The sequence below is a fragment of the Spirosoma lituiforme genome (assembly GCF_054776635.1).
Genome location: NZ_BAAHBO010000001.1, coordinates 187,119 through 209,428 on the forward strand (window position 1 = coordinate 187,119; position 22,310 = coordinate 209,428).

The 22,310-nt window shown below is 51.1% G+C and carries 18 protein-coding genes; 9 read left to right on the plus strand and 9 right to left on the minus strand.

The window, feature by feature from the left end; translation table 11 throughout:
- Positions 1-114: 114 nt before the first annotated feature.
- Together ACYU87_RS00840 and ACYU87_RS00845 are read right to left on the minus strand one after the other, a co-directional pair.
- Positions 115-3,168: a CheR family methyltransferase gene (locus ACYU87_RS00840; protein WP_461132126.1), complete on the minus strand. Its 3,054-nt coding sequence runs from the start codon at positions 3,166-3,168 to the stop codon at positions 115-117.
- A 47-nt stretch (positions 3,169-3,215) separates the two neighbouring features.
- On the minus strand, positions 3,216-3,467 hold the full coding sequence (locus ACYU87_RS00845) for a hypothetical protein (protein WP_461132127.1): 252 nt from the start codon (positions 3,465-3,467) through the stop codon (positions 3,216-3,218).
- Positions 3,468-3,596: 129 nt separating this feature from the next.
- Between ACYU87_RS00845 and ACYU87_RS00850 the strand changes: the two genes are divergently transcribed.
- Positions 3,597-4,583 (plus strand): tetratricopeptide repeat protein, encoded by a 987-nt coding sequence (locus tag ACYU87_RS00850; protein ID WP_461133608.1) that lies wholly within the window; start codon positions 3,597-3,599, stop codon positions 4,581-4,583.
- Positions 4,584-4,687: 104 nt separating this feature from the next.
- Here ACYU87_RS00850 and menD read toward each other — a convergent pair whose 3' ends face one another.
- Positions 4,688-6,439, minus strand: a complete 1,752-nt coding sequence (gene menD, locus ACYU87_RS00855) for a 2-succinyl-5-enolpyruvyl-6-hydroxy-3-cyclohexene-1-carboxylic-acid synthase (RefSeq protein WP_461132128.1) — start codon at positions 6,437-6,439, stop codon at positions 4,688-4,690.
- A gap of 248 nt (positions 6,440-6,687) precedes the next feature.
- Here menD and ACYU87_RS00860 point away from each other — a divergent pair, with 248 nt between their 5' ends.
- The 3 genes from ACYU87_RS00860 to trmB are packed head-to-tail and all read left to right on the plus strand — an operon-like array spanning position 6,688 to position 9,586.
- Positions 6,688-7,632 carry a hypothetical protein gene (locus ACYU87_RS00860; RefSeq protein ID WP_461132129.1) on the plus strand — a complete coding sequence of 315 codons (945 nt, stop codon included), beginning with the start codon at positions 6,688-6,690 and terminating at the stop codon, positions 7,630-7,632.
- The gene (locus ACYU87_RS00865; protein ID WP_461132130.1) at positions 7,632-8,918 is read left to right on the plus strand and encodes a bifunctional folylpolyglutamate synthase/dihydrofolate synthase; all 1,287 of its coding nucleotides are present in this window, start codon (positions 7,632-7,634) and stop codon (positions 8,916-8,918) included. Before ACYU87_RS00860 ends, ACYU87_RS00865 begins: the two co-directional genes overlap by 1 nt.
- A gap of 5 nt (positions 8,919-8,923) precedes the next feature.
- A complete protein-coding gene (gene trmB / locus ACYU87_RS00870; protein WP_461132131.1) occupies positions 8,924-9,586 on the plus strand; it encodes a tRNA (guanosine(46)-N7)-methyltransferase TrmB in 663 nt (220 codons plus the stop codon).
- Between the two features lie 120 nt (positions 9,587-9,706).
- Here trmB and gap read toward each other — a convergent pair whose 3' ends face one another.
- On the minus strand, positions 9,707-10,699 hold the full coding sequence (gene gap / locus ACYU87_RS00875; protein WP_461132132.1) for a type I glyceraldehyde-3-phosphate dehydrogenase: 993 nt from the start codon (positions 10,697-10,699) through the stop codon (positions 9,707-9,709).
- Positions 10,700-12,004: 1,305 nt separating this feature from the next.
- Here gap and ACYU87_RS00880 point away from each other — a divergent pair.
- Both ACYU87_RS00880 and ACYU87_RS00885 read left to right on the plus strand, forming a co-directional pair.
- Positions 12,005-12,820, plus strand: a complete 816-nt coding sequence (locus ACYU87_RS00880) for a 2,3,4,5-tetrahydropyridine-2,6-dicarboxylate N-succinyltransferase (protein ID WP_461132133.1) — start codon at positions 12,005-12,007, stop codon at positions 12,818-12,820.
- A gap of 343 nt (positions 12,821-13,163) precedes the next feature.
- Positions 13,164-13,673 carry a helix-turn-helix transcriptional regulator gene (locus ACYU87_RS00885; RefSeq protein ID WP_461133609.1) on the plus strand — a complete coding sequence of 170 codons (510 nt, stop codon included), beginning with the start codon at positions 13,164-13,166 and terminating at the stop codon, positions 13,671-13,673.
- Between the two features lie 636 nt (positions 13,674-14,309).
- On the opposite strand, the gene ACYU87_RS00890 is transcribed toward ACYU87_RS00885, so the two are convergent.
- From ACYU87_RS00890 to parS, 4 genes are all read right to left on the minus strand, one after another.
- Entirely contained in the window at positions 14,310-15,755 is a 1,446-nt protein-coding gene (locus ACYU87_RS00890; RefSeq protein ID WP_461132134.1) for a tetratricopeptide repeat protein, read from the minus strand.
- 141 nt (positions 15,756-15,896) lie between these two features.
- Positions 15,897-18,413 (minus strand): DNA gyrase subunit A, encoded by a 2,517-nt coding sequence (gene gyrA / locus ACYU87_RS00895; RefSeq protein WP_461132135.1) that lies wholly within the window; start codon positions 18,411-18,413, stop codon positions 15,897-15,899.
- A 310-nt stretch (positions 18,414-18,723) separates the two neighbouring features.
- Positions 18,724-19,173 carry an RES family NAD+ phosphorylase gene (locus tag ACYU87_RS00900; RefSeq protein WP_461132136.1) on the minus strand — a complete coding sequence of 150 codons (450 nt, stop codon included), beginning with the start codon at positions 19,171-19,173 and terminating at the stop codon, positions 18,724-18,726.
- Positions 19,173-19,556: a type II RES/Xre toxin-antitoxin system antitoxin gene (parS, locus tag ACYU87_RS00905; RefSeq protein WP_461132137.1), complete on the minus strand. Its 384-nt coding sequence runs from the start codon at positions 19,554-19,556 to the stop codon at positions 19,173-19,175. Before parS ends, ACYU87_RS00900 begins: the two co-directional genes overlap by 1 nt.
- Before the next feature lie 129 nt (positions 19,557-19,685).
- On the opposite strand from parS, the gene ACYU87_RS00910 reads away from it, so the two are divergent.
- From ACYU87_RS00910 to ACYU87_RS00920, 3 genes are all read left to right on the plus strand, one after another.
- Positions 19,686-20,264 carry a DUF4142 domain-containing protein gene (locus ACYU87_RS00910; protein WP_461132138.1) on the plus strand — a complete coding sequence of 193 codons (579 nt, stop codon included), beginning with the start codon at positions 19,686-19,688 and terminating at the stop codon, positions 20,262-20,264.
- An 85-nt stretch (positions 20,265-20,349) separates the two neighbouring features.
- The gene (locus ACYU87_RS00915; protein WP_461132139.1) at positions 20,350-20,700 is read left to right on the plus strand and encodes a hypothetical protein; all 351 of its coding nucleotides are present in this window, start codon (positions 20,350-20,352) and stop codon (positions 20,698-20,700) included.
- 83 nt (positions 20,701-20,783) lie between these two features.
- Complete coding sequence (locus ACYU87_RS00920; RefSeq protein ID WP_461132140.1) at positions 20,784-21,680, plus strand: serine kinase; 897 nt, start codon at positions 20,784-20,786, stop codon at positions 21,678-21,680.
- On the opposite strand, the gene ACYU87_RS00925 is transcribed toward ACYU87_RS00920, so the two are convergent.
- Complete coding sequence (locus ACYU87_RS00925) at positions 21,667-22,308, minus strand: TetR family transcriptional regulator (protein ID WP_461132141.1); 642 nt, start codon at positions 22,306-22,308, stop codon at positions 21,667-21,669. The two genes, ACYU87_RS00920 and ACYU87_RS00925, sit on opposite strands and share 14 nt — an antisense overlap.
- Between the last annotated feature and the right edge of the window lie 2 nt (positions 22,309-22,310).

Genomic DNA, 22,310 nt, shown 5'->3' on the forward strand with positions numbered 1-22,310 from the left:
AACCCCGGTGTTCTGGTTTATCTGCAAGTATAAGGATTTTTGCCGCTGGTTTAGTTCGGATCCTGCCCAACTTCTGGTTATCGACCATAATAGCGGGTTATGGAAAAATTAGAGTCAGGCCTGACGGGTGAGGTCGGAGGTAACTAGTAAAAAGCCATCGTCGAACCGATTGGCCGAGACCAGCTGGCGGCCCGGTTGGTCAGTCTGCTCAACGGGGAGCTCCAGTTGCAGGGGTGTCCCGGTATCAACCACCTGAACATACTGCGCAAACAGATCGCTTTGCCCGGTACCCCCGTAAAGCGCCTTATAACTGTTTTTGTACAGATCGGCCGCCGATTGTTTGTCGCGCTGGTTCAACTCACGGGTTAGCGGAATCAGCTGAAAATCAACGATGGTGCCGCGCTCATTTCGGATGGACTTAAATAGACGGATCGAAACGGGGGTCTGGGTGAGCACGCGTTGCAGAAAATCGAGCAGGCGTTCCACCTGCTTAGGCTGGGTAACGTCTTCGATTGCCAGCAGAATGGCCGTCTGGCCCTGAAGCCGGGTAACCTTGCGGGCGTTGATGCGGAGAATCTTCTCACCCAGTTCCGAAAACGAGTGGATGAGTTCATACCCCTGGATGAGGGTGTTTTCGGCACTGACCTGGTCGAGAAGTTGGCGCAGCGTCGGACTATCCCACTCCCGGTTATTCAGTTCGTAGATCAGGCGGCCGACCGTTTCTTCGGGTTCCAGCTTGAAGGTTTTGTAAAAGGCCCGGTTGGCACTGCGTACCCGTAGGTCTTTATCCAGAATGATAACGGTTTCGCGGATGGCCCCAAAAATAGTGTCGGAGTAGGCGTAGGCCTCCGATAGCTGATCGTTGCTCATCTGCAATTCCTGGTTGATGACCTGCAGTTCTTCGTTGTTGGACTGGATTTCTTCCTTGCTGGTTTCCAGTTCTTCGTTGATGCTCTGCAGCTCTTCATTTGAGCTGGTAATTTCTTCGTTGGCCGACTGTAGTTCTTCCCGGCCCGCTTCCTGTTCTTCAATCAGGGAACGCATATCATCGCGGAGCGTAGCCAGTTCGTCTTCCAGTTGTTTGATTCGTCGGCTGCGTACCTGGGCCGGTGCCGTGGGAGCGGTCACCGGCGGTGGAATTTCCTCAAAAAAAATCAGGGTGAAGGGTTCCTGGTTGTGGGTGATAAACGGAATCGCCTGGATGGCTACCTGATACGTCTGCTGCCGGACCTGAATCTGTAAACCGCCCTTGGCCACGGGCTGGCCGGTTTTGTTCGCTTTGCTGATGATGCTGCGCAGATCGAAAACCAGTTCGGGCCGGGCCATCTTCAGCAGGTTAAAATTCGCCTTGCCCGGTGCGGGTTCCAGAAACAGACTGGTCGCTCCCCGGAATCGAAGAATCTCCATGTCCTTATCGATCACGACGGAGGCCGGGGTGTACTGACTAACTAATTCATCGACCCGAAAGTCCAAATCGTCCGGATGGCCAGGTGTAAGCATAGAGACAGTAGGGGGAGTAGCCCGTTCGAACGCTTTAGGTTGATTGATTTTGGTGGGTTGATCTGGCGCGGGAGGACCAGCAGACGCTGGTGAAGCGGGGAACGGATCGGTTGTCGATTCGGGCTTCGTGGTCGGATCAATCCCGGCCCGGTTTCGGTCGGGCGGCTCCACCATGGGTATCACGGAGCGAATTCCATTGTTTTTGCGCAGGTAAATTTTGTGGTTTTTGATCACCTGGGCAAACAGGCCCGAAAACGAGCCGGCCGTTTCAGCTTTGCCCAATAACAGATAGCCCGTTGGGTTGAGGGCGTAGTGAAAGGTAGCAATGGCCTTGCGCTGTAAACTGGTGTCGGTGTAGATCAGCAGGTTCCGGCAACTGATCAGATCAATTCGGGAAAAGGGGGGGTCGACAAAGACGTTATGCGTGGCAAACACGCAAAGATCGCGAATGCTCTTGTTGATGCGGTAGCCGTCATGGTCTTTCATGAAAAAGCGTTTCAGCCGGGCGGGGGATACATCGGCCATCTGGCTGGTGGTGTAATGACCCATCCGGGCTTTGATAATGACCCGCTCGCTGAGATCCGTCGCAAAAATCTGAATCGGGAGGTGAAGGTTTCGGTTATCGAGTATTTCCTGGAGCATAATCGCCAGGGAATACACTTCCTCGCCGGTGGAGCAGGCCGGTACCCAAAGCCGGAAGGGCTCAAAGGGCGATTTGGTCTGCAGCAGCTGGGGGAGCAGCACCTGGCTCAGGTAATCCATCGTTTCGGTATCCCGAAAAAAACTGGTGACATTGATCAGCAGGTCATTGTAGAGCAACCCACTTTCTGCCGGATGCTTGCGGAGGTATTCGGTGTAGTCCCGCAGGGTTGGTATTTTATAGATGGCCATGCGCCTGACCACCCGGCGCCAGATCGTGGCCATCTTATAATGGCTAAAGTCGACCCCGATCAGTTTACGGAGCAGCTTTAGCAGGGTATTCAGGTCTTCGCGATCGGTACTGGCTTCGGTCGGCAGCGTCACGTCTTCGTCCGGTTCGGGCACGGCGGTTTGCTGGAGGAGGCCTTTCCGGCGGCTGAACCAGTCGATTTCCAGGGCAATAGCCTCCAGGGAAAGCACTTTATCGACTACCCCCTCACGGATGGCTGCCCGGGGTCTGTCAGCAACCCCGGTCGACTCGTCCTGGGCAACGGTAATCCCCCCCGCCGTTTTGATCGCCCGTAATCCCAGGGTACCATCCGGCGACGTGCCGCCGAGGAGGATGCCAAGGGGAGCCATCCGGCAGTGGTTAGCCAGGGAACTGAAGAACTGATCGATGGGGTGCGTGAGCGGGGTTTTGGGCCGGCGCCCTTTCAGCCGGAACACGCCGTTGATGATTTCGGCCGGTTGCTCGGCCGAAACGATGTAGACGTGATTGGCCCGGATAACGGTTTGGGGCCTGGCTTCCTGAACGGGCAGTTGCGTCGACTGGGTCAGCACCGCCAGCAACTGATCGGGCAGACCGGAGTCTGTGGGCTGGAGGTACACAAAGGCTAGTCCGGTGGTGGGGGTGAGGAGTTGAAGCAGACGGGACACGGCTTCCAGTCCCCCCGTCGATGCGCCGATGGCAACGATGGGAACGGGTGCATCGGCTGGCGGTTGCGGGTTGTGACTGGCTGGCTGATTCATGGTAGTTGGTACGGGGTACTGGGCTCTAAACGACCCCCTGATTCGCTCTAGGCGTCGACGTCATGCCGTTCCCCGGCTTCCTGCCAGTCTTGGTCCATCTCCTGAAATCGTTTGGCCACCTGGGTCAAAAAAGGTTCATCGAGCCTGTTCGGAACGGATTCGGGGTTCGTGATGTCCATTTCACTAATCTTATACGTCTGCTCATACGGTCCGGCTTCGATTTTGACGATATATTTGCCATTCCAGGCGTAAAGACCAATGCGGAAATAAGCGTGCGGGATGTCCTGAACGAAACGCATGACAATAAGGAGGACGGATTAATGATGAGTATTGATTTTATTTTAGCGATGGGGCCTGGTCGGTCCAGGGGAATGCAGCGATGCGTCCGGGTCATTTTCTGGTTACTCATCGGTCTGGCTGGCTTACCGATGGGTTTATCCTGTAAAAACGACACGACCGATGAAGCCGCCCAGTTCTTCCTGCGGGGCAATGGGCAGCTCCAGAAGCGCGAATATAAAGAGGCTATCCGATTTTATTCCGAAGCCATCACGAAAAAGCCGGACTTTGCCGATGCCTATAACAACCGGGGGCTGGCCAAGTTTCGGAACGACGATCGGGAGGGGGCACTGGCCGACTACACCCGGGCCATTCAGATTGACCCTGATTTTGGGACGGCTTACTTCAACCGGGCGGAGGTACTGCTCGAAACGGGGGATGCCGCCGGGAGTGTTGCGGATTTGCAGCGCATCGATCAGCAATACCGTGATTCGACCTTTTACCAGACTCGGCTGGCCGATGCATACGTGCGGCTCAATAACCCCTCGCAGGCGCAGCTGGCCTACGACAAGGCGCTCCGCCTGAACCCCAACAACGTCGAAGCCCTGACCAACCGGGCGGCTTTATACTATAGTCAGAAAGCCTATGCGCTGGCCAGCCAGGACATAAAGCGGGCCTTACTGCTTAACCCCAAACAGGATGCAGCCCTGAACAACCAGAGTTTACTGTTGGCCCACGCCGGCAACCTCCCCGAAGCGCTGACGTATGTTGAGCGGGCACTGGCTGTGCAGCCCCGCCAGCCTTATTACCTCAACAACAAAGCGTACTTGCTGCTCAAACTAAACCGACCGGCCGATGCCCTGCCACTGGTGCAGGAATCGTTGCAGCGGGACGACCGGAATGCCTGGGCCCACCGAACCCTGGGGTTGTATTACCTCGGTCAGAAGCAGGCGGCCCGGGCGCTGACGGCTTTCCGGCAGGCCGAAACGCTGGACGCTTCCGTTGACCAGCTTTATTATTACATCGGTACCGCCGAACGCTCCCTGGGCCACCAGTCGGAAGCCTGTGATGCCTGGTACCGGGGCGAAGCAGCGGGCGATGAACAGGCCAAGCGCGAACGGGCGCTGTATTGCCGGTAGCCCCCTCGAAGACGCCATTAACCGGGAAAAGCCCCGAAACAACCAGAACAAATAAGAATGGTTTCGGGGCTCGCGGCTAAGGTTTGTTAACTATAACTACAGGTTTAGTTTATTTGTATTGCTCCTGCTTTTTGTATCTGCGTTTTATAGGCCATGAACTGTTCCTGGTTCGCTCGCTTGTCGGTGGTGATTTCGAGTAGTCGGGCAGTGGTCCCGGACTGGAAGAAGTCGGGGAGGAGGGCCGTCAGGGTTTCCAGAGAATCGCAGTGGGTATAGACCAGGTTCGCATCGTCGGCGGTATTTTTGGCCGTGTAGCCGTGCGGGGTTTCAAAGAAGGTTTCCAGTTCGGGCTGGCGGGCGGGCCCGTCGATGATCCGGAAGATATGCCCACTGTCGTTATTAAGCAAGACGATGCGAAGGTTAGGCGGTACCGGGGCCGACCACAGTGCGTTGCGGTCGTAGAAAAAGGAAACATCGCCAATGAGTATCGTAACCAGTTGATCGGTCATCAGGGCTGCGCCAACGGCGGTACTCAAACAGCCATCAATCCCGCTGACGCCCCGGTTTGCGCTGACCGGAATCTGCTGGGCTTCGTTCAGCCCGCAGAGGTTGGCATACCGAACGGGCATACTATTGGCCAGGTGAAGCAACGACTGGGGTGGCAGGTGCTCCAGCGTAACTTGTACCGCCGACCAGTCGGTTAGTTGACCAGCCGTTGACAGTGTTTGGTTAATGAGTCGGCTGGCCTGCCGGTCGAGCGTTTGCCAGTGCTGGAGGTAGGCACGGGTCTCTTCGTCTTCATCGCCCTGTAAAAATCGCTGGTAGTCCAGGTCGGCGTAAAGTTTTTCGAGGAAAGATAGCGGGTCGGCAGGAATGAGTGTTGTCAGACTTTGTAGTGAATCATTGATCCGGTCGACGGTGGGCTGGATGTGCCAGTGTCTGTACGCCGGAAACCGCCGAAGAAATGTTTTCAGATTTCGGGTTAGAAACGAGTTCCCCATGGTGAGCAGCAAGGCAGGCTGGAGGGCATGCCCGGTTTGTTCACTCAGTCCAGACAGAATGGTATCGGATCGGGTAATGAACCGTTCGTTTCGGGCCATGTTGCTGACGATCTCACCCACGACCGGAATGCCCATCTCATCACTCAGTTTTCTCAACACGGCGAGCAGGGCCGGGTCGTACGGAATCTGACCAATGGCTATGAGTGTCCGTTCACTCTGTTCCCAGGCGGTCATCAGGTCACGCCAGGTGTCGGCCGACAGGGTGAGCTGGGCCGGACAGGTGTCAATGACCCGAACGGGCTCGGACACAAACGGTTCGTCGGGGCCGGGGTAGAAAGGCTCCCGGAGCGGGACGTTGATGTGGACCGGCCCCGGCGGATGCAGTTGACTGAGATTAATCGCTTCGTTGACCGAACGCTCCACAAACCAGCGGGCGTCCGGATGGGTGTAGTCGGCCGGAAGGTCGTAACTGCGTTTTACGTGCGAGCCGAACACCCCCACCTGGTTCATTGTCTGGCCGTCCTGTTGGTGAAGCCACTCATGGGGTCGGTCGGCGGTCAGGAGCAGGAGAGGAACCTGCCCGAAAAACGCTTCGACCACCGCCGGGGCCAAATTATACACCGCACTTCCCGAGGTACAGATCACGGCTACCGGTCGTCGGGTTTGCAGCGCCATCCCCAGGGCCACAAAGCAGGCGGATCGTTCATCCGCCATCACCCGGGTTTTCAGATGCGGATGACGCGCCACGGCCAGGGTCAGCGGAGCGGAGCGTGAGCCGGGTGAGATCACGACATCGGTAATGCCTTTACGATAAAGAAGTTCGGCAAGGTTGACGATTGGCTGTAAAACGGACATAGGGTAATTGCGACGGGATTCGGGGGTAAAATTCGTCTATTTCTTCCGGTTATCGTGGATATTATTGCAAATGAGGGGTGTTCACGACTGGTGTGCAGACAAGGCTGTTTAGCTGGTGTGGTTACACCGGTCGGCTATCTGTCGCAGATTTTCTGTTACTTTGTTTACTAAGCAGCTGCACATACTGATTCTGGTATAAACGAAGCCGCCGTTGTTCACGTTATAACGATGAAAAAATCACTGCCTGCATGAACCGGATAACCTTTGACAATGAGGATGAGATTCGGGTAAAGTCCTTCGTGGGCGCTTTACTCATCAATGTCCTGCTGGTGGCCCTGCTGTTCCTGGTCAACCTCTCGCACTCCGTGCCGATCCCGCCCCCCATTGAGTTTGTCGAAGTCAACTTCGGCACCGATGCCCGGGGCAGTGGTCGTATCCAGACGTACAATAAAGCGTCGGATTCGCCAAATCCGGTCGATGTGAAAGCGGCTGACAAGCGCCCCACCCCAAAAGTAAACACGACCCCCCGGCTCGAAAAGACCCGGGTTACCCCGTCGCCCAAAGTGGCGGAGGCCAAACCAGCCAAAACGGCGACGGAAAAGCCACTCATTACCAGCAAGGCCGAAAGCCCGGTTACAACGCCTGAGCGGCCCGAACCCAAACGGGTAGAATCGCCCAAAGCCACCGCCCCCGTCGAGCGGGTGGCTCCTCCTGCCCCGACGAAAAAAGTGGAAACGGTTAACAACGATGCTCTTTTCAAGAAGTCATCGGGTGGGGGTGGTTCGAACGGTACCGTCGGGAAAGCATCGGGGTCGGGCGGCAACAACAACGGCGATGACGCCAGTGGAGTCGGGGATAAAGGCAATCCAAATGGAAAGATCAACGCCAAGGAATTTTACGGAACCCCCGGAGGCTCCTCGTCCGGGGTGGCCTTCGATGTGTCGGGCTGGTCGATGGCGAGTCGACCCAGCGTGAATGACGATTCGGATGAAACCGGAAAGATCGTTTTCAAGATTACCGTTGATGACGGCGGAGAGATAACCCGGATTCAGCAATTGCAAAGTACCGTGAGCCCATCGGTGGCTGAGGTATACCGAAAAGCGGTACAGCGGTTACGGCTGCGTCCGAAAGGAGGAACTACTCCGCCCACTGCCACCGGTACCATTACGTTTATCATCAAGTCCAGAGATTAATGCAGTACGCGGAAGCGATCGACTACCTATACAGTCGGCTACCGGTTTTTCACCGGATCGGTGCCAAAGCAATCAAACCCGGTTTAGGGAACACCCTTCGCCTGTGCGAAGCGCTGGGCAATCCCCAGCAGCAGTTTACCAGTATTCACGTAGCGGGCACCAATGGAAAAGGCAGCACATCCCACATGCTGGCGTCCATCTATCAGTCGGCCGGGTACCGGGTGGGGTTGTATACATCCCCGCACCTGCGCTCGTTTACTGAACGCATCCGGATCAATGGCCTGCCCATTCCGGATGATGCAGTCGCCCGTTTTGTGGAGCAGCAACGGGACGTGATTGAGCGCATCGAACCGTCTTTTTTCGAAGTGACCGTCGCCATGGCCTTTGCTTATTTTGCCCGCGAAGCGGTAGACGTTGCCCTGATCGAGGTGGGGCTGGGCGGACGGCTGGATTCGACGAATGTCATAACCCCGGTGGCTTCCGTTATTACAAACATCGGGTACGACCACACCGATATACTGGGGGATACGCTGCCGCAGATTGCCGCCGAGAAAGCAGGGATTATCAAGCCTGGGGTTCCGGTACTCGTTGGGGAGACCCACCCGGAAACGGAAGGGGTATTCCGGGCCGTAGCCGAATCGGTACAGGCGCCCATTTTGTTCGCTGACCACGGTTACACGATCCAGGATACCGGCATTGCGCAGGGTTTACGGCAGGTTCAGGTGTCGACGGATAATCAGTCATCGTATACCCTTACGCTCGATCTGCTGGGGGGATATCAGGTGAAAAACCTCCCGGCGGTGTTGGCCACCATCGATGCCCTGCAAGCCCGATTCCCGGTGTCGCGGGCTGCCATTCAGGACGGCTTAGCCAGGGTGACGGCAGCAACCGGATTAAAAGGCCGGTTCCAAACCCTTCAGGAACGCCCCCGCGTCATAGCGGATACCGCTCATAATGGCCCCGGTCTGGAGGCCCTTTTTCAAACGATCCGGTCGATTCCCTATACTCATCTGCGGATCGTACTTGGTTTAGTCGCCGACAAAGATCGGGCGCATGTGCTGGACGCACTGCCCGAAACCGCTACCTATTATTTCTGTCAGGCGAACACCCCCCGTTCCTTACCCGCTGATGCGCTACAAGCCGAAGCGGCCCTGGTTGGTCGGTTGGGGAGTGTCTTTACCGATGTGAATACGGCTTTATCTGCTGCCATTCAGGAGTCATCGACGGATGATCTTATTCTGATAACCGGTAGTAACTACACGATTGCTGAGTTAACTAATTTATAACCCCCGTGACACGTAGAAAAACCCATCGCTTTCTGCAAAATGCAGCGAGTGCCAATGTAATTGAAGTTGGTAAACCCCTGTACAAAACCATTCGCGGAAACTGGCGAACGGATTATTTTAAAAACAATAACCCCATCGTTCTCGAACTGGCCTGCGGAAAAGGGGAGTACACCGTTGGCTTGGCCCAGGCTTTTCCGGATGTAAATTTTATAGGCGTCGATATAAAAGGAGATCGAATAGCCCGCGGGGCGAAGGCGGCCCAAACGATGGGCCTACAGAATGTAGCGTTTCTGCGGACGGACATTAATTTTCTGACGGAGTTTTTTGTCGCTGGGGAAGTGAACGAATTATGGATAACCTTTCCGGATCCGCAACCCCGCCCCAAGCAGGAGAAGCACCGACTAACCCATCCCCGGTTTTTGTCAACCTACCAACAGTTGCTGGTGGCTGGGGGCACGCTTCATGTAAAGACGGATAATCCGGAATTATTCGCTTACAGTCTTGACCAGGTTAAACAGGCTCAGGCAACCGATTTACAATTTACAACTGATTTATACAACTCCCCATTGAACGATATACATTTGGGAATTAAGACCAAGTACGAACAATTGTTCTTTGACAAAGGATTTACAATTAACTATTTACAATGTAAAATGGGTGTGATTTAATACAATCACACCCATTTGTATAGTTACTTATGTAATTTAACTATGTTGACGATTTATATTGAACTATGTGAATTTACAATAGGTAATCAGTCGTTAACATAGTAATTCTTGGTTAGCCTATTAAAACAGTTTTGCCATCAAGTCAGCTACCCGGCTCGAATAACCAAACTCATTATCGTACCAGCCAACTACTTTCACCAGGGTTCCATTGGCTGCTGTCAGTTTTGAATCGAAAATACAGGAGTGGGGATTGCCGACGATGTCGATTGAAACGATCTCGTCGGTATTGTACTCCAGAATTCCCTTCAGGGTCGTTTCCGATGCCTGCTTGATGGCGTCGTTGATTTCCTGAATGGAGGCTTCCCGCTTCAACACGACTGTCAGATCGGTTAAGGATCCGTCTGGAGTTGGCACACGCATAGCGTTTCCATCCAGCTTACCTTTTAATTGAGGTAAAACAAGGCCTACTGCTTTAGCGGCTCCCGTTGAGGTTGGTACGATTGACAAAGCTGCTGCCCGCGCCCGACGCAGATCCGAGTGGGGTGCATCCTGTAAGTTCTGGTCGGCGGTGTAGGCGTGGATGGTTGTCATGTATCCTTTCTCGATACCGAAAACATCATCCAGTACTTTGGCCATTGGAGCTAGGCAGTTCGTAGTACACGAAGCGTTCGAAATAATCGTTTCCGAACCGGTCAGCGTGTCATCATTTACACCCAGAACCACCGTAGGAATGTTTCCTTTAGCAGGCGCTGAGATGACTACCTTTTTAGCACCTGCCTGCAAGTGCATACCAGCACCGGCTTCATCTACGAAACGTCCGGTTGATTCCAGAACGACGTCTACTTTCAGATCACTCCAGGGCAATTGTTTTGGGTCACGTTCAGCATAAGCATTGATGCGTACGCCATTGACGGTTAAACTTTCGTTGTCTGATGTTACAGTGCCCGTGAATTTGCCATGAACAGAATCGTACTTCAGCAAATGTGCTAAAGTCGCATTATCGGTAAGATCATTGATAGCAACAACGTCAATGTTTTCTTTTTCAAGTAGTCTTCTGAACGACAACCGCCCAATACGGCCAAAGCCGTTAATTGCAACGCGTATTTTTTCCATGTACAGAGAAAATTGGTTTGTTTTCGGGGTCAAATATAACAGATAAAAAAGCCTTTTCTAGTTATATATAATTAGTCGATATCTTTAGTAAAGTAAGTTAGGGAATACTTTAGCAATTAGTAGATTAGTGAAAAAATTTAGTATTTGATAGTAATATACCAATGTTATGCTAATATATTGTAGTATTTAGGCGCGTATTCGCTAAAATCCTTAGTGTTTTGATACTGTTTTGCTAAATTTACCTGATCTTTGTTAGTATTTACTAAAATTTGTTCGTCTAATTACTAAAATAGGGGAAAAGGATTCTTGCTGTTCATCTTAGGATAGATACGTATTCATAATTAGCAAATACTAGCACCAACTACAGTGGACAAATCAATTCAGGTTAGTGAGCACCACAAAATAGTACGATCGTTCAACACTAACCGATTCCGATTAAAAAGCCTTTCAAAGTTAGTTTGACGAGTAGGAGGTATAGATCAATCTAAATAGCAAAATGTGGTTTGATAAGTAGGCCCATAAACCAGTCTGGGCAGCATTTATTGCATTGGTAATACTGTACTCTTAAACCGGAACTGTATGCTTCGTCTTTAAAAGAACAATTGAGTGAATATACTTGCTCTTTCATGAGCAGGAGGTAGGCCCTCTTTACCAAATGATATACAGCCAAAGCTGTCTACTCTTATTACCAGAAGACTATCGACTATCTCCTTAATACCACATAACTGTAGAATATATTCTTCACTGTAAGGGTACAACTAGCAAAGACATATTGACCTTACCCATTTTCAGAACACTAAATCGTGCCTATATTAATCACTGTGACTACTTCTCTTATTAAGCCCTGTTATCTACTTAAGTCGGCTCAGTTTTTGTCTTTTACTCATTGTACACAGGACGTGTATTTAAGTCTACAGGCATTACCTACTGAAGACAGCAATGTAAGGAAATTAGTGCTGATCTTTAGTAGCCGGGCTTAGATGATAAGCCAGATGGAGTAGGACCTAATACACAACAAAGACCAGGGTATGGAGCCTACTTAAGTCAGAACTAGACAAATAGTTAACAAACTTTTTATCTATACTGGAACACGCATTCAATAAAGGGCTAACAGTCATCTTTCCGGCATATAGAATTATTTCGGCTGTTATATTTCAACTATACATGACTTCGTATTACCTTTGAAAAAAGGAAATACCACCCGTTTATAATATCGTTATATAACAATACAAAATTTGGTTGAAAAATTAATTCACTCAAATCCAGATAGTTATATGATAGTTTATAAACTATTACTTTAATTAAATGAACGAAAAAATCGAAGAAATTTGGGCAAACCGCGAATTGCTTTCCAAGCCCGAATCCATTGAATTGATCAAAGACGTAATAAATCAATTAGATAGGGGAGAACTACGAGTTGCGACACCACCCGCTACGGAATCCGATAACTGGACAGTAAATGAATGGGTGAAGAAGGCCATTCTTCTTTACTTTGTTAGTCAGCAAATGAAAGCGGAAGAGGTAGGCATCTTTACATTCAACGACAAAATTCCTCTAAAAAATAATTTTGCCGAAGCAAAAGTCAGAGCTGTGCCACCAGCTGTAGCTAGGTTTGGTTCTTACCAGGCACCAGGTGTTATTTTGATGCCATCCTATGTAAACATAGGTGCTTACGTAGATGAACGGACAATGGTTGACACGTGGGCAACAGTTGGCAGTTGTGCCCAGATCGGGAAAGATGTTCACCTGAGCGGGGGCGTCGGAATAGGTGGGGTACTTGAGCCACCACAGGCTGCACCCGTCATTATAGAAGATGGTGCCTTTATTGGTTCGCGCTGTATTGTCGTCGAGGGTGCTCACATTGGTAAGCGAGCCGTACTGGGAGCAGGGGTTACCATTACAGGATCGTCAAAGATTATTGATGTGACTGGCGACAAACCCGTAGAGTATAAAGGCTTTGTTCCTGCTAACTCGGTAGTCATTCCAGGAAGCTATGCTAAACAATTTCCAGCGGGAGAATTCCACGTACCCTGCGCGATTATTATTGGGCAACGTAAAGAATCGACCGACCTCAAAACATCGCTCAATGACGCACTTCGTGAAAATAGCGTCTCTGTCTAATCCGGCAATACTACTTGTTAGTTTCTTAGCAAGTTGGTAATAATAAAAAATCCCCATATAGATCTATCCGTATGGGGATTTTTTATGTCCTGTATGAACAACCTCTGGCGCGTCGCTATTCACTATTTTTTCTGACAATACCCTTATCATCATTCATAAACTATACACACATGTAATTCACAGATTTATATAATTTACATACATAGAAATATCTGATTGTAAACAACAGTATATTTACATCAATACACCGACCACACTGCTTACTATTTTGTAAATTTATAAATGTAATCATAAATACATTTATATTTGTAACTATTAAATCCCCCTAATGACCGATAGTATGATGAATATAAATGACAAAATTAAACAGATACTACTCGACAAAAATTTAACACCGTCTTACTTCGCTGATGAGATCGGTGTTCAACGATCTAGTATATCCCACATCTTATCAGGACGAAATCGTCCAAGCTTCGATATTATTCAGAAGATCATCCGTCGCTTCCCGGAGCTTGGCTACGAATGGATCATGGAAGATGAAAGTCAACAAGCGAATCCATCCACTTCGTCGAGTTACGGCCGCCCTCAGTCACGGTCGGTTATTGAACGGACGGATCGCTTCAACTCAGTCCCGCCATCATCACCTGGCTCTTATCCAAATCAGTCGCCGGGTATACGAAGCCAGCGGAATGAGATTCCACCGGTCAACATAGCCGAACAATTCCCACCTGACCCATTGCAGGAGCAGGTCGAACCGACGACAAACACTACGAGTAACGTTGACAAAAAAGTGGAAAGGATTCTGATCTTTTATACCGACGGCTCCTTCAAAGAATACATGCCCTCTAATTAGATTCATGCAACGGTCCAACCCGTCTCGCTGTTGTCGTGTTACGTTTCTACACACGCTCAGTTAGCTATTAGGATGAATACTGAGCAGGCGTTTCGCATTCACAAATCGGAAAGCACTAAGCAGTTCCCAATTTGGCTTATCAAACAAGCTTCTGACTCCACCAGAGCCACCGTACTTTTTTTTAGACTAGACCCTTCCAATAGGCGGCAGGTTTGATGGCTCGTTTAGCGTAAGGTACAGACTACAACAGATTACAGTGGACAGAATCAGCCTTGTATCTTATAACTAGTTGGGTATGCTCGAATGGACTAGCTGATCATATCCGTTAATGCTGAACTTGAACGGCTAATCGATTCGAGTTCAGCATTCCAGTGCTACGTTATATTATATTTAATCTGTATGGGGTCAACACCAGCGACGAATCGTTTAGTATAAAAACAGCGTTTTCATGCATTCCAGGCCCTATTCAGCCTGATAATTACCTAACTCCCTGTAAAGCAATAGTTTAGTGTTCCACGTGGATACGTATTAACTAGTATATGAATTACTTCAGTTAGTTTGTTATATAATTTATATTATGTTAAGTAAAGTTAGTAGAAAATAGGGTCGGCGCTTAACAGCACCGACCCTATTCCCTTACTTGCTCTCGATGCAAACGATCTTCTTCTCTTCGTATTGCTTCAGGATGTTTGTCAGGTTCGTCAGGTTGTCATTTACTTCAGCCTCGTCTTTAATCGACTTCGCCTTGGTGAAGTATGGCAACGACTGCTTGAACTTACCACAAACTTTACCATCCAGTTCTTTACCATTCTTGCTGTACTCAGCCATGTCCATCCGGTCAACGCCACGCTTCATTTCTACCGCTTCATTGAAGATGAAAACAGCCGTATTGAAGTTTGCATCAAAGTTATTGGGATCAATAGCCAGTGCCTTGTCCAGATACGTTTTTTCCTGGGCCAGGTTTTCGGCCTTTGTCTGCTTGAGTTCGGTTAAGCGCTTTGCCCCGTCCGATGCACTAGCCGCATTGGCAGCCGCAGCTTTAGCATCGGCTTCCAGCTTAGCTACCTCGACTTTCTGTTCAGCCAAACGCTTCTGCACATCGGCCAGCTGGCGCTTTAATTCAGGCTTCGGCGTCTTTTTAATAGTGGCGCTCAGGCGGGCAATCTCGCTATTGTACGCATCAATGATGCTTTTGCCGTCCGCTAATTGCTTAGCCGTATTCCCGCCTTTTTTGCTGTCACCTTCCAGCTTTCTGATTTCCTCATCAGACTTACGTCCAATGTTATTATAGACAATCGACAGGTTCACCAGATTCTGTACGTTATTGGGATCTTTATCAACCATGGCTTTCATACCCGCGATCGCTTCGTCCATTCGGTTCGACGAGAGCATGATGTTGATCTTTTCGTTAGCCAAATCCTTGTTGGCTGGGGCTAGCGCAATTCCTTTGTCCAGGGCAGCCAGCGCTTTGTCGATCTCGTTGTCGCCCCGGTACAGCATCGCTAGCGAACCGTAGATAGCCGCGTCTTTCCCCCCACCGGCGATGTATTTCTCCAGTTGGGTTTTCGCCGTAGCGTTGTCTTTGATCTGCTGAGCCGCGATAGCAGTGTACAATGGCGCTAACGTATCCTTGGGGTTAATATCTCCCGCGATCGACATGGCTTTCATGGCATCGGCGTAGTTCTTCGACTGGAACTTGGCCACACCCTGTTGCATAAACGCCGTTGCCATAACGGGCGCTTTCAAAGCCTCTTCGGCTTCTTTGGCCAGTTTTCCGGGACCACCTTTCTTGTCCTTGTCCAGTTCGATTACTTTCTTGAAGGAATCATAAGCAACCGTGGCTGCCGCCGAATCTATTTTCATAAATCCACTGGAGGCAATGTTTTCGTAAATTTTAGCCCGATCCATCCAGGTACTGGCTTTGGCAGACGCTTTGGCGTCGGTAATATCCTTATCGCTTTTCTCCTTTTCCTTCTTCGAGGTTTCCATGGCGAGATCGGCCGCGGTATTACCTTGCTGTGCCTGAGCATATACACCTGTTGTCAGGAGACATGCAGCGAGAATGACAAAAACTTGTTTCATGTGTAAACTGGGGTTGTGTTTGCTTATTAAGAAACGAAATTAAGGAATCTGACTGTATAAGTATGCCCTTCCTTAAAATGTTTAAGCCGCCTGACTGATTGATTTTTCAGTACAGGCGGCTTAACTGACCGTATAAAAGCACTATTCCGCAACGATAGGGTCCGGTTCAGCCGCAATAAGCTCCTCTCCTTCTTCCCGTTTGATTTTTGTTACCGACGAGATTTCATCGCCATCGTTTAACTTAATGAGTCGAACCCCCTGGGTGTTTCGGCCAATGACGCTGATGGCATCCACCGGGGTGCGAATGGCAATGCCCGATTTGTTGATAATCATCAGATCATCGTTATCCGCAACATCCAGCACCGCCACCAGCCGGCCTACTTTCTCGGTTACTTTAAGCGTTCCCACCCCTTTTGCACCCCGGTTGGTAATCCGGTAACCATCAATGTCAGAGCGCTTTCCGTACCCGTTCTGTGAGACCACCAGCAACTGCGCGTCGGCCGACGCAATACAGACCATACCAATGACGTGATCGGTCGTGTCGTCCTCATCCAAGGAGATACCCCGTACCCCGGCCGCCGTACGACCCATTGGCCGAACCCGGCTTTCGTGGAAGCGAACGGCTTTGCCCGCGCTGGACGCAATGACAATGTCGTTGTCCCCGTTGGTCATGCAGACACCAAGCAGTTGATCGTCCTCGTCGATCGTAATGGCGATAATTCCATTCTGACGGGGACGGGAGTAAGCCTCCAGCATCGTTTTCTTGATGGTGCCCTTACGGGTACACATCACGATGTAGTTATTGTTGATGTAGTCCTCGTTTTTCAGATCGGTCACGTTAATAACCGCCCGTACTTTATCGTCCGACTCAATGTTGATAAAATTGGCGAGTGGCCGACCTTTTGATACCCGGGACCCTTCGGGAAGTTCATAAACGGGCAGCCAGTATAAACGCCCTTTCTGGGTAAACGCCAGCAGGGTGTTGTGCATGGTTGCCGTGAACAGGTGCTCCGTAAAGTCCTCTTCTTTCGTGGCAGCCGCTTTGGCCCCTACTCCACCCCGTCCCTGCGACCGGTACTCGGTTGTCGGGGTTCGTTTAATATACCCTTCGTGCGAGATGGTGATCACCATGTCCTCATCGGCAATCAACGACAAATCGCTGATGTTGCCATCCCCAAGTGGGTTGATCTCCGTCCGGCGCTCATCACCGTAGCGGGCGCGGATGTCGGTCAACTCTTCCCTAATCACCCGGCGCTTGCGTTCTTCACTGGCCAGAATCTCCTTCAGGTCAGCGATTTCGGTCATCAGCTCATCGTACTCGGCCTGTAGCTTGTCCCGCTCCAGACCGGTCAGCCGTTGCAACCGCATTTCCAGAATAGCTTTCGCCTGGAGATCGCTCAGGCTGAAACGCGACATGAGTCCGGTACGGGCTATTTCCGGATCGCGCGACGAACGAATCAAGTCAATAACCGCGTCGATGTTATCCAGCGCAATCAACAGACCCTCCAAGATATGCGCCCGTTTTTCAGCTTCGCGCAGTTCGTACTGCGTACGACGGGTAATTACCTCGAACCGGTGCTCGACGTAATACTTCATCATATCTTTCAAGTTCAGCATCATCGGACGCCCTTTCACCAGGGCGACATTATTGATACTGAAGGATGATTGCAGCGACGTATGCTTGTACAGGTTGTTCAGGACAACGTTCGGAATGGCGTCTTTCCGCAGGTCATAAACGACCCGCAACCCATCCCGGTCCGATTCGTCCCGGAAGGCCGTGATGCCTTCGATTTTCTTATCGTTGATCAGCTCAGCCGTTTTTTCGAGCATGACGGCTTTGTTGACCATGTACGGCACATCCGTAACGATGATCTGGGTTTTGCCCCGATTTTCTTCGATCGTAGCGTGTGCCCGCATCACAACCCGACCACGACCCGTCAGAAAAGCAGACTTTACTCCTTCCATCCCGTAAATGGTCGCTCCTGTCGGAAAGTCGGGGGCCTTAACGAACTGCATCAGTTCCTCAATGGTGATGTCGTAGTTTTCCAGATACGCCAGAATGCCGTCCACCACTTCCGTGAGGTTATGCGGGGCCATATTCGTGGCCATGCCGACGGCAATACCCGACGAACCGTTCAGCAACAGGTTCGGTAACTTGGCCGGCATAACGGTTGGCTCCTGCAGAGAATCATCGAAGTTCCCCTGAAAGTCAACGGTTTCCTTGTAAATATCGGTTAGTATTTCGTCCGCTATGCGTTTCAGCCGGGCTTCGGTGTACCGCATAGCCGCGGGTGAATCCCCATCAATGGAACCGAAATTACCCTGCCCGTCCACAAGCGGATATCGCAACGACCAGTCCTGCGCCATCCGAACCATGGTGTCGTAAACGGAAGAATCGCCGTGCGGGTGGTATTTACCCAGTACCTCCCCAACGATACGGGCCGATTTCTTATGGGGCTTGTTATAGTTAACCCCCAGTTCTGCCATACCAAACAAAACCCGACGATGAACGGGCTTCAGACCGTCTCGTACGTCAGGCAACGCCCGCGAGATGATAACCGACATTGAGTAATCAATGTACGCACCCCGCATTTCGTCTTCAATGTTGATAGGAATAATATTACTGGGAGTTTCGAGATCGGGAGTTTCGTCCGCCATGTGACAAATGAGTTTCGCAGAAAATTACTATTCCGGCTTACACACTGCGCGTAAACCGCTCTATAGACAAATATACAAAATTTTCAGGAGAAAACAGAAATAATCCCGCAAAACCGCGCTCCTTGGGCGTACGCCAGCCCCAAAAGGGTCCTGTTCCGGCCTAAGAAACAGCTTCTTCTGACAAGTGCATCATCTAAATGAAATACAATTCTATTTCAACTCAAACACACTACCGGTACGGGTTGGGAAGTACAGGGTTGTAGCCTACCTTATTCGGGGGCTGTCGGCCATCCGTAAACCATAAGCCGGTTTATTCTTTAATCCTGGGGTCGAAACTAAACGGCTCGGTTTGCCGCAAACGAATCCGGGAAAAATCGGGATGGGCGGGATTGAGCAGGTAATTGCACTCGTTGGGGATGATCGCTGACGGTACCCGCAAAACAGCGGACCGGCCACTCATCAGCCACTCCCCTCCTACTGGCTGACAGGTTTTGTACTGCTGGTAATCAGCCCAATCCGCAGGCAACGTTTCGGGGTCTATTGTTTCGATCGGTAAGGTATCCGGTATGTCAATCACCATCACCCGGAACAGACTCGCCAGGCCTTCACTCCCCCGGTGAACCACGTTTTCCAGGCAGGCTAAGGCCCGCGTGGCAGCGGTGTATATCACAAACTGGCCCCGACTGTTCCAACGGGCCGCCCCACCGGATGCCACCAGCCGGTCGGCGTAAACGGCTTTCGTAATTCGATAAACGAGCATTAAGCCAGGTCCCCGTAGTCAATTCGGGTCAGTTCGTCCATAACTAAGTCAATACCGCCTGAGGTATGCAACAGGTCGAAGGGAATCTGGTTACCCAGTCCATAGGCGGGCTTATCCATCCAGCGCCGAAAGGCATCAGCCGTACCAAAAACGGACTCGCCCGTTTGAAAGAGCACCATAATTTTGAGCACCTTTTCACTATCCTGGGGATTGAGGCTTTTTTTCTCGCGCTCGTACCGCTGAAACGTCTTGAGCGACGTGTCGAATACCTCGGCCAGGTGCTCCCGTTTGTAGCCGGTCAGATCGGCAATTTCAAAGAAACGGGTAGCCGGCACACCTTTCAGCGCCAGAAAAACGAGTGATATGCGATCAGGTAAAATCATGGCGCAAACATAAGAAATTTGTCCAAAGAACAGAGAATTTTGTCTAAAAATTCCAAACGCACGCTGTGTTCAAAACCTAACGGGCCAAAAATGGTTCTTACTGAAGATTCACTAAACATACATTACGTTATGAAAAAAGTAAGTTTGCTTCTGTTACTCGCCGTGAGCACCCTGAGCTTCCAGGCTTGCAGCGACAAGAAAAAAGAAAGTGACGACAGCGTTGAACACGCTGAAAACGTTAACGAGGCTAAAGAAGACGCCGGTACCGGTCAGTCTGAAGACACCAACGAGTTTGCCGTAAAAGCCGCCAACGGGGGCATGCTGGAAGTAGAGCTGGGTCGCCTGGCGCAGGAAAAAGGCATGAGCAGCGATGTCAAGGAATTTGGGGCAATGATGGTGAAAGATCACTCACAGGCCAATGAGGAACTTAAAACCATTGCTGCTACGCAAAACATTACCCTGCCCACGACCCTGGGTGAAGACGAGCAAAAGCACGTGAACGAGATGGCGAAACTAACGGGCGCTGAATTCGACAAAAAGTACGTGAGCATGATGGTGGATGATCACAAAGAAGACATCGACTTGTTCAAAAAAGCAGCCGAAGATGAAAAAACCAACCCAGCGGTTAAAAGCTTTGCGGCCAAAACATTGCCTACCCTCCAGAAGCACATGGAAAGCATCAACGCTATCGATAAAAAGATCGACTAATTCGTAAACAAATACACCAAGCCCCTGTTATGACTCAACCTCGTACAGGGGCTTTTTTTCAGTAAACGAGTAAACCAGCCAACCAATGAAAACGATTCTATCCGCAACGGCCTTACTTCTGACCATGGGCCTTGCGTTATCGGGACAGGCTCAGTCGACTACGGGTGGCCGTAGTGGCGGATCAACGGCCTCAACGGGTACAGGTTATCTGACGGAAGGAAAACGGCCGGCCGCATCGAGTGCATCCAGCATGACCATCGCCGATGAGGGAGCCTCCCGGGCCTATATGTACGTGCCACCCACCAGCCCGAAAAACCGGACGACCTCCCCAGACGGTTCAGGCGGCACATCGGTTAAAAATCAGTCTACGCCCAGGACTGGCTCGGCCAGCAAAACCGCGACGCCAGGCACCACACCGAAGAAAAAGACGAACTAGGCTGGCCGACGCATCGGTCATGAAACAACAATCGCCGGTATTTTTCTACTTTTGGGGTGATCACTCACCTGATTACTTACCGAATGAAGAAATACCTGGCCTTTGGCCTGACCTTGGAAACAGGCATCGATTTTACCGGGATCTTACAGGAATCGACCGCCGAAACCGACGTCTTTATCACCGAAGGCGTTCTTCCGCAACGGGCTAACCGCCCCACCCGGGTCCAGCGTCGGGGGGTACGCGCCAGAATCGGAATCACGCCAACGGGCTTTGTTCTGAACTGGGCAGGCATCGGCCGTTTTCATGTAGCGAACGGAAACCGGATTACCTACCAGAATGAAGGATCCGATGAAGGAACGCTTCGGCTCTTTCTGCTCAGTGAAGTCATCGGGATTCTCCTGTACCAAAGGGGATTTTTCCTGCTGCACGGAAGCGCCGTTCGGGTAGGCGACGAAGCGGTCGTATTCCTGGGAATTCCCGGCGCGGGTAAGTCGACCACCGCTGCGGCCTTCGGGAAAGCGGGGCATACTGTATTGACCGATGACCTGGTCGCGATACAACTCCTTGATACCAAACCCTTCGTTGTTCCCGCGTTTGGTCAATACAAGATCTGGAAGAATACGGTCGACGGACTAGGCTTCGACGAATCGGCACTGGCTCCCTCCTTCGAAGGTGCCACCAAATTTCTGGTGAATCAGCCACTGACTACGTTTCCCAGAAACCCGATTCCCTTACGGAGTATTACCCTGCTTTACCCGCAAAATTCTCGCAAAAAGAGCGAGCCAATCAGACCCCTGCTGGCCCCGGTCGAACTGCTGAAACATTTTCCCTTACCCGTTCAGTTACTAACCAGCCCTTACCTGCCGGTCCATTTTCAGCAGGCCCTGAGCATCGCCCGGACGGCTACGATCAATCAGCTGAAACGGCCGGATGGGTTTGACGCCTTAGCACACTTTGTGCAGACGTTTAACAAGGATTAACAGGCGCAATCATAAGACCCTTTAGTACGGTTTCCGCATGCTGCCTGGCCAAGGTGCTCAGGTCCGGGGCGTAGTCACCAGCGGCATCGAACACCTCATGGAATAGGAAAGCCATCACCATCGGGCCGATAATCGAGAACGCATGACCCCTGGGATCGCCGGGGCGCACCTCACCGCGGGCCTGTGCTTCAACAATCACGCCTGTTAACAGCGTCAGCATCTGTGATACAACGTTATCCTGCCAGATACGGGCCAGGTCGGGAAAGTTGCGACTCTCACTGATGACCAGCCGGGCCAGGGCTGGCACACGGCTTTCACTCATTCCCCTGGCTACACGCATGAGCAGGACCGGCACGAGTTCGCCAAGCGAACCCTGAAAAGCCGTTGCCACCTGCTCGATTCCCTGCAAGTGCATCTCGACGGCAGCCTGAACAACGGCCCGAAACAAGTCCTCTTTTGTGTCGTAATAGCGATAAAGGGTTCCCTTCACGATACCTGCCCGCTTTGCGACATCGTCCAGCCTGGCAGCGGCAAACCCGTATTCGATAAACACCTGCAAGGCAGCCTCAATGATCTCGGTCGGACGTGCCTCCTTACGCCGACTCCATTTAGGTTTATTGTCCGTCACAT

Excerpts from the sequence above, each read along its gene's own strand:
- ACYU87_RS00840 (WP_461132126.1), bottom strand. The coding sequence starts at position 3,168 with ATGAATCAGCCAGCCAGTCACAACCCGCAACCGCCAGCCGATGCACCC.
- ACYU87_RS00845 (WP_461132127.1), bottom strand. The coding sequence starts at position 3,467 with ATGCGTTTCGTTCAGGACATCCCGCACGCTTATTTCCGCATTGGTCTT.
- ACYU87_RS00850 (WP_461133608.1), top strand. The coding sequence starts at position 3,597 with ATGGGTTTATCCTGTAAAAACGACACGACCGATGAAGCCGCCCAGTTC.
- menD (WP_461132128.1), bottom strand. The coding sequence starts at position 6,439 with ATGTCCGTTTTACAGCCAATCGTCAACCTTGCCGAACTTCTTTATCGT.
- ACYU87_RS00860 (WP_461132129.1), top strand. The coding sequence starts at position 6,688 with ATGAACCGGATAACCTTTGACAATGAGGATGAGATTCGGGTAAAGTCC.
- ACYU87_RS00865 (WP_461132130.1), top strand. The coding sequence starts at position 7,632 with ATGCAGTACGCGGAAGCGATCGACTACCTATACAGTCGGCTACCGGTT.
- gap (WP_461132132.1), bottom strand. The coding sequence starts at position 10,699 with ATGGAAAAAATACGCGTTGCAATTAACGGCTTTGGCCGTATTGGGCGG.
- ACYU87_RS00880 (WP_461132133.1), top strand. The coding sequence starts at position 12,005 with ATGAACGAAAAAATCGAAGAAATTTGGGCAAACCGCGAATTGCTTTCC.
- ACYU87_RS00885 (WP_461133609.1), top strand. The coding sequence starts at position 13,164 with ATGAATATAAATGACAAAATTAAACAGATACTACTCGACAAAAATTTA.
- ACYU87_RS00890 (WP_461132134.1), bottom strand. The coding sequence starts at position 15,755 with ATGAAACAAGTTTTTGTCATTCTCGCTGCATGTCTCCTGACAACAGGT.
- gyrA (WP_461132135.1), bottom strand. The coding sequence starts at position 18,413 with ATGGCGGACGAAACTCCCGATCTCGAAACTCCCAGTAATATTATTCCT.
- ACYU87_RS00900 (WP_461132136.1), bottom strand. The coding sequence starts at position 19,173 with ATGCTCGTTTATCGAATTACGAAAGCCGTTTACGCCGACCGGCTGGTG.
- parS (WP_461132137.1), bottom strand. The coding sequence starts at position 19,556 with ATGATTTTACCTGATCGCATATCACTCGTTTTTCTGGCGCTGAAAGGT.
- ACYU87_RS00910 (WP_461132138.1), top strand. The coding sequence starts at position 19,686 with ATGAAAAAAGTAAGTTTGCTTCTGTTACTCGCCGTGAGCACCCTGAGC.
- ACYU87_RS00915 (WP_461132139.1), top strand. The coding sequence starts at position 20,350 with ATGAAAACGATTCTATCCGCAACGGCCTTACTTCTGACCATGGGCCTT.
- ACYU87_RS00920 (WP_461132140.1), top strand. The coding sequence starts at position 20,784 with ATGAAGAAATACCTGGCCTTTGGCCTGACCTTGGAAACAGGCATCGAT.